6 protein-coding genes and 1 pseudogene are annotated in these 6,082 nt (G+C 39.1%); 2 read left to right on the top strand and 5 right to left on the bottom strand.

Annotated elements, in window-relative coordinates:
• Positions 1-194: 194 nt before the first annotated feature.
• Entirely contained in the window at positions 195-1,481 is a 1,287-nt protein-coding gene (locus tag FZ952_RS07320) for a peptidase U32 family protein (protein ID WP_148881170.1), read from the bottom strand.
• Positions 1,482-1,640: 159 nt separating this feature from the next.
• A complete protein-coding gene (locus FZ952_RS07315) occupies positions 1,641-2,570 on the bottom strand; it encodes a peptidase U32 family protein (protein ID WP_037616830.1) in 930 nt (309 codons plus the stop codon).
• 129 nt (positions 2,571-2,699) lie between these two features.
• On the opposite strand from FZ952_RS07315, the gene FZ952_RS07310 reads away from it, so the two are divergent.
• The gene (locus tag FZ952_RS07310) at positions 2,700-2,999 is read left to right on the top strand and encodes a DUF3270 family protein (RefSeq protein WP_148881169.1); all 300 of its coding nucleotides are present in this window, start codon (positions 2,700-2,702) and stop codon (positions 2,997-2,999) included.
• Positions 3,000-3,083: 84 nt separating this feature from the next.
• Here the strand turns inward: FZ952_RS07310 and FZ952_RS07305 are convergent.
• Positions 3,084-4,340, bottom strand: a pseudogene (locus tag FZ952_RS07305) (ISL3 family transposase).
• 211 nt (positions 4,341-4,551) lie between these two features.
• Positions 4,552-4,908, bottom strand: coding sequence for a hypothetical protein (locus FZ952_RS07300; protein WP_148881168.1), 357 nt, complete (start codon positions 4,906-4,908; stop codon positions 4,552-4,554).
• A gap of 89 nt (positions 4,909-4,997) precedes the next feature.
• On the opposite strand from FZ952_RS07300, the gene FZ952_RS07295 reads away from it, so the two are divergent.
• Entirely contained in the window at positions 4,998-5,213 is a 216-nt protein-coding gene (locus FZ952_RS07295) for a YdbC family protein (RefSeq protein WP_005590703.1), read from the top strand.
• A gap of 9 nt (positions 5,214-5,222) precedes the next feature.
• Here the strand turns inward: FZ952_RS07295 and FZ952_RS07290 are convergent, their stop codons facing one another.
• The gene (locus tag FZ952_RS07290; protein WP_062199530.1) at positions 5,223-5,768 is read right to left on the bottom strand and encodes a biotin transporter BioY; all 546 of its coding nucleotides are present in this window, start codon (positions 5,766-5,768) and stop codon (positions 5,223-5,225) included.
• Between the last annotated feature and the right edge of the window lie 314 nt (positions 5,769-6,082).

Below are 6,082 nucleotides of genomic sequence, written 5' to 3'. Positions count from 1 at the left end.
TGGCTTTCGGAACTTTGACAACTTTAGAACTAGAATTCTCATCACTTTGAGTATCAAAAAGGAGAGGACCAATTTTGTCCTCTCCAGATGTTAGCTGACATCAACCCACTACAGTTGACAAAGAGCCTCTATTCGTACCCACCTTGTAGGCAAGGCCTACTTGATGAGCACATTACTCCAGCTTTCGCTCCGAATTAAGCACGAACAGTCACACTACTGCCATCTTCTTTATACAGATTGATTAAGCCTTCCTTGCGGGCACGGACCATATCACCAGGTTGGACTGGCTGCGGAACGGTAATCGTCAGCAATTCCATTGGATTTGGTGCGCGGTCAATCTTATTGCCCTGATCATCATGGAGGTCGGTAATATAGGTTTCAAAATGCCGGAAACCAGGTCCGTAGAATTCTACCTGATCGCCTTCATGGATAACATTCCGCTGGCGAATGGTCGCAGTTTGAGTGGCCTCATCATAAGCAACCACTTCTGCCACAAATTTGTATTCTGGAATCTTACGTCGCGCTCCGAAAAGCTGCTCATTCTCAGTTGGTGTATGATAGTAAAAGCCAGTGGCCAGCTCACGTTGGGCTACTTTCCACATTTCATCTACCAAATCTTGCTTAATAGATTCAAACTTTTCTGGACTTTCCAAATAAGCATCCACAGCTGCTTTGTAGCAGTTAGTCACCGTCGAAACATAGTGAATGGACTTCATCCGGCCTTCGATTTTCAAACTATCGACACCATTTTCAATCATATCAGGAATCCGATCAATCATGGACATATCGACCGCAGACATGGAGAATTCCTCTGGAACAGCTCCCTGCAAACTCTTGCGTTCTTGACCGAAAGGCATGTCGTATAAATCATATTTCCAACGACAAGATTGCGAGCAGCCACCACGGTTAGCGTCACGCATACTCATGTGATTGGAAAGGGTACAACGGCCAGAGTAAGAAATACACATGGCCCCATGAACGAAAGCTTCGATTTCTACATCTGTACGCTTGCGAATCTCAGCTAGCTCGGCCATAGAAACCTCACGCGCCAAAACGACCCGTGTCAAACCAAGATTTTTCCAAAATTCAAGTGTTTCATAGTTAGTAGCACTAGCTTGCGTTGACAGATGAATCTCCAGGCCGGGTGCTTCAGAAGCTGCAATCGCAATCAAGGCTGGGTCAGAAACAATAACAGCCGCAATCCCGATATCCCGCAAACGACGGAACCATTCTCCAGCTCCAGCTTCATTTCCTTCGTGCATGACCATATTAGCTGCTACATAGACCTTGGCACCATACTCAGCCGCAAACTGAACCCCTTCTTCCATTTGCTCAAAAGTGAAGTTTCCCGCACGACTGCGCAAACCATAGGCTTGACCACCAATAAAAACAGCATCTGCTCCATAGCGAACAGCTACTTTTAACTTTTCTAACGTACCAGCTGGTGAGAGCACTTCTGGACGTTTTAATTTTTTTGTCATCTTTTCTCCTATTTGCAATATAAAAGTATTGATGTTTAACCTTATCTATTTTATAGCAATTTACTGCTAAAAGCAAGATAAGAAACTTTATTTTAACAATTCTAATCCCGATATTCGAATTAAATCAAAAAAGCAACTGGACATGCAGTTGCCCTATATTTATTTTACCATATCTGGATCATAATCATAAAAACCAGTATCCAGAAAACGATTCTTCGGATGCAGTTTATGAACCAACTCATCCAGCAAGAAAGCTTGGTCATGCGTAAATTCACCTTTTTCAAGCAAGTCACGAGCTCGGATAAAGAGCTTGACAATCTCGACAAAATTCTGACCTGGCGTATAAAGTCCTTCCAGCTTCCAGTGGGTAAATCCATGTTCAACTAATTCTCCCAATTTGGTCATCAAATCCAGATCATTATTGGCAAAGATATGCGTACCATGATTGTCTTCAAAAATCGAATAATGACTTTTAGGGTCACTTGGCTCCGCCAAGAAAAGATCTCTTTCTCTGGTCTTTTCATCATCTATATGCGTAAAATTGTAGTAATTTTGCAGGAGAGGTCGCTTCGAATGATGGATAACACTGGCACCGTAAACTAAGATTTCGGCAGGAATTTCCAGAATCTCTGGCATCTTGAAGAGCTCAGCCGATGGGATTTCACGCGCTAAAACCGCTTCAGAGACACCAGCATTTTTGCCCCAAAAGTTGATCTGACGGCTGCTGGTAACCATCGTAGAGGCATCATAAATAGTCTTAAAATTGTAGCCATCACGCTGCAGGACGTAAAAAACACCTGCATCTCCGACTGTAATGTAATCAACCCCAATCTCTTGAAGATAGTCTAAATACGGCTTAATTTTATCCATCATATCTTGGTGCATGAGAGCGTTTACGGCAACTGTCAACTCTTTCCCGTGCTGATGAACCAGAGAAGAAATACGATTTAATTCGTCATAGGTAAAATTATGGGGCAGTCGAAGACCATAATTTTTTTCACCGACATAAATTCTATCAACTCCTGCCTGTAAGAGTTGCTCAACTTGCTCTACACTTTCAGCTGTAGCTGTAATAATTATCTTTTTCATACCATCTATTATAACAAAAAAATATTTGCTGGCTATTCTTAATTCGAATTTAGTCGTTTTGTAATGTTTTTGTAATATTTTAAACAGACAAACATGGTAAAATTATAGAGTACTGAAGGAGAGAGAATTATGCCCGTAAGAAAATACCAACAATATGATGACCCTATTGACTATACCTATCAAGATGAAACTATACAATCCCCACTCTATCAAGAATATCTACCTGAAGCTGAATCCGATCCAAAGTTAAGTGAATTGTTCTTCTTTTTAAATATTGCTGTTTTCTGTGTTTTAACCGTTTTATTTAGTTTTATATTTTTGACTTTCAAAGTAAATGCTTTTATAGCTTTTGTACTTGCCATCGCAACTAGTTTGTTTGCTATTCAGCTCTATCGAACATTTGCAAAAAAACATTCTGCTAAAAATTAATTTATGTCCCTACAATTTTGAAAAGAAAGAGGCTAGAAAAGCCTCTTTTTTAGCTCTTTGTCAACTGTAGTGGGTTGATGTCAGTTAACACCTAGAGAGGACGAACTTCGTTCTCTCTTTCTTTATGTTCAAAGCAATCAAAATCCGTTTTTTAAAGTTTTCAAAGTTCCTGAAACCAAAGGCATTTCTCTTAATGACTTTGATGAGATTGTTAGTAGCTTCCAGTTTGGCGTTGGAATAGGGCAATTCTAGTGCATTCAATACCTTGTCTTTATCCTTTAGAAATGTCTTAAATACCGTCTGGAAAATAGGATTAACAGTGGCTATTTCCTGTTCGATGAGATCAAAGAAATGGTCTGAGTTCTTCTCTTGGAAATGGAATAAGAGCAATTGATAGAGTTCATAGTGCTATCGTAGTTCCTCGGAGAAAGACAGGAGTTTTTCCAGGATTTCCTTGTTAGTCAAATGCATTCGAAACATAGGGCGATAAAATCGTTTATCATTGATTTTACGGCTATCTTGTTGTATCAATTTCCAGTAGCGTTTCAAAGCACGATATTCCTGCGATTTTCTGTCGAATTGATTCATAATTTGAATACGGACACGGTTCATAGCTCGACTAAGGTGTTGCACGATATGAAAGCGATCGAGTACAATTTTTGCATTCGGAAAAAGTTGTTTAGCAAGTTGATAATAGGGACTAAACATATCCATCGTAATCACTTTGACCAGATTTCTAACCTTTCTAGGATAGCGTAGAAAGTGGTTTCGGATGGTCGCTTGAGTTCTTCCGTCAAGTATAGCAATGACGTTTAGGGAGTTGAAATCTTGAGCGATAAAGCTCATTTTCCCCTTCTTGAAGGCATACTCGTCCCAGCTCATCACCTCAGGTAAGGTATTCCAATCCGTTTCAAACTTGAACTCATTGAGCTTTCTCATAACTGACGATGTTGAAATTGATAGCCTGTGTGCAATATGTTTCATTGCTTGATTTTCGATGAGTAATTGTGCGATTTTCTGGTTAACAGCGACAGAGATTTGGTGGTTCTTCTTGACAAGAGGAGTTTCAGCGACCGCTATTTTTCCGCAATCTTTACACTTGAAGCGACGCTTTCGAAGACGGATAAGCAGTGGGAAACCAGCTGTTTCTAGGTAGGGGATCTTAGAGGCTTTCTGGAAATCGTATTTTGCCATTTGTCCCTTGCATTTTGGGCATTTAGGGGCTGTGTAATCCAAGTGACCGTGGAGTTCTAAGTGAGTTCCCATATCATACTCATCAGTGATAAGGATATTTTGGTCTTTTATTCTGAGAAAATTTGTGATAAGATTTAGTTGTTCCATATGAGTCTTTCTAATGTGAGTTTGGTTGCTTTTCATTATAGGTCATATGGGACTTTTTGTATATACTCAAAAAGGCTCCATAATCTCCTTGGCGGGTTTACCCACTACAGAAATTATAGAGCCCGAATTAGATAGCGGAAGTCCTTATTCTAAAAATTCTGCTATTGCTTTTAAAAAATAAAACTCTTCAAATCGCTTTTGATTTGAAGAGTTATTTTTTGAATTTGCGGCTTTCGAGCCCAATATCTTTTCTTTGGGCTTCACGGATGTTATTGGGGACTAGACTGATGCGCTGGATATCAGGCACACGGATGATGGTCGTCATGCTTTTTTTGAAATTCTTGACAATTAATTGTTGGCGGTCACGGTCATATTTGACAATATCGCCAGTAAAATTCTTATCCAGAAAAATAACATGGACACCAGAATTTTTCCGCAGGGCCAAGTCAATCGTACGCAGAATATGACTGTTGTCTTCCTCTTCTTTATCCGTTTTTTTATAGTTGATAAACTCATTGGTTTTTTGCAAAATCATTTCGAGATATTTTTTCATAGCTAAAATCTCCATAACTTGTTACAATATATTATATAATAAAATAATTCAAAAAGTAAAATCTTTTACGAATAATGAGATAGAAAGTAAAAATGAGGTGAAATATGGCTGATTTTAAATTTGAAATTGAGGAAAAATTGCTCGTTTTATCAGAAAATGAAAAAGGTTGGACCAAGGAGCTCAACCGCGTAAGCTTTAACGGTGCGCCTGCCAAGTATGATATCCGTACTTGGAGTCCTGACCACAGCAAGATGGGCAAGGGAATCACCCTTTCTAACGAGGAATTTCAAGTTCTTCTGGATGCATTTAAAAACGGATAGACTTTGAGTCTATCTGTTTTTATTTGAAAAATAGGGATGAAAGGCCAGACTTTTAAAAATAGGAATGCTAATTAGGGTAATTGCTAGAATTTTTAAAAGATCAGGAAGAATGAAAGGTGTCACACCAACGGAAATCGCTTGAGCGAAATTCATCTGAGCTAGAAAATGAAGTCCGATAACTCCACCAACAAAGACCAGAGTATCTCCGAGTAGATTAGCTAAAAAGACCGTGTAAAATTTACTATCTTTGCCCGTTAGACTGGAAGTGACCAGTGCAAAGAGCAAATAAGCCCAAAGATAACCTGCACTTGGCCCAAGAAGTGCTTGAAAGCCTCCGCTTCCACCAGCAAAAACCGGCAATCCAATAGCTCCGAGAAGCAAATATAAGAAAACAGCTAAGAGAGCTTCGCGGCGCTCAAAGATGGTTGCAATCAGGCCGACAGCAAAGGTCTGTAGAGTAATGGGAATCGGTCCAATGGAGAAACTAAGCTGAGACAGCACAGCCAATAAGGCAGCACCGATAGCAGGGAGAATGAAAGAAAAGGATTTGTTCATAATAGTAAACCTCTTTTTTAAATATGGTAACTATTTTAAAACAAAATAAAAAAAAGTCAAGTCTTTTTAAATCAGACTAGACAATTGAGTGGCTATTTACGCTTTTTACGACTCCGAATGAGGAGAAAGATAAAGGCAATTAGGCCAAAAATATTAAAGAAAATAATCCCTAGAGCTGCTAATAATTTTTTCGTTTTGCTCATTTCCAATCCCCCTTCTTTTATTATTTCTTACTATCATATCAAAAATACTTCTTCTTGAATAGCAGAAAGGAAAGAAGATTGATATAGTTTTAAACTATAGTTAGATCAATG

The sequence above is a fragment of the Streptococcus sp. Marseille-P7376 genome, from assembly GCF_902460385.1.
In the GTDB taxonomy this organism is placed as follows: Bacteria; Bacillota; Bacilli; order Lactobacillales; family Streptococcaceae; genus Streptococcus; species Streptococcus sinensis.
Note: the sequence above shows the minus strand (reverse complement) of the source record. Positions and strands in the feature narration are given on the sequence as shown.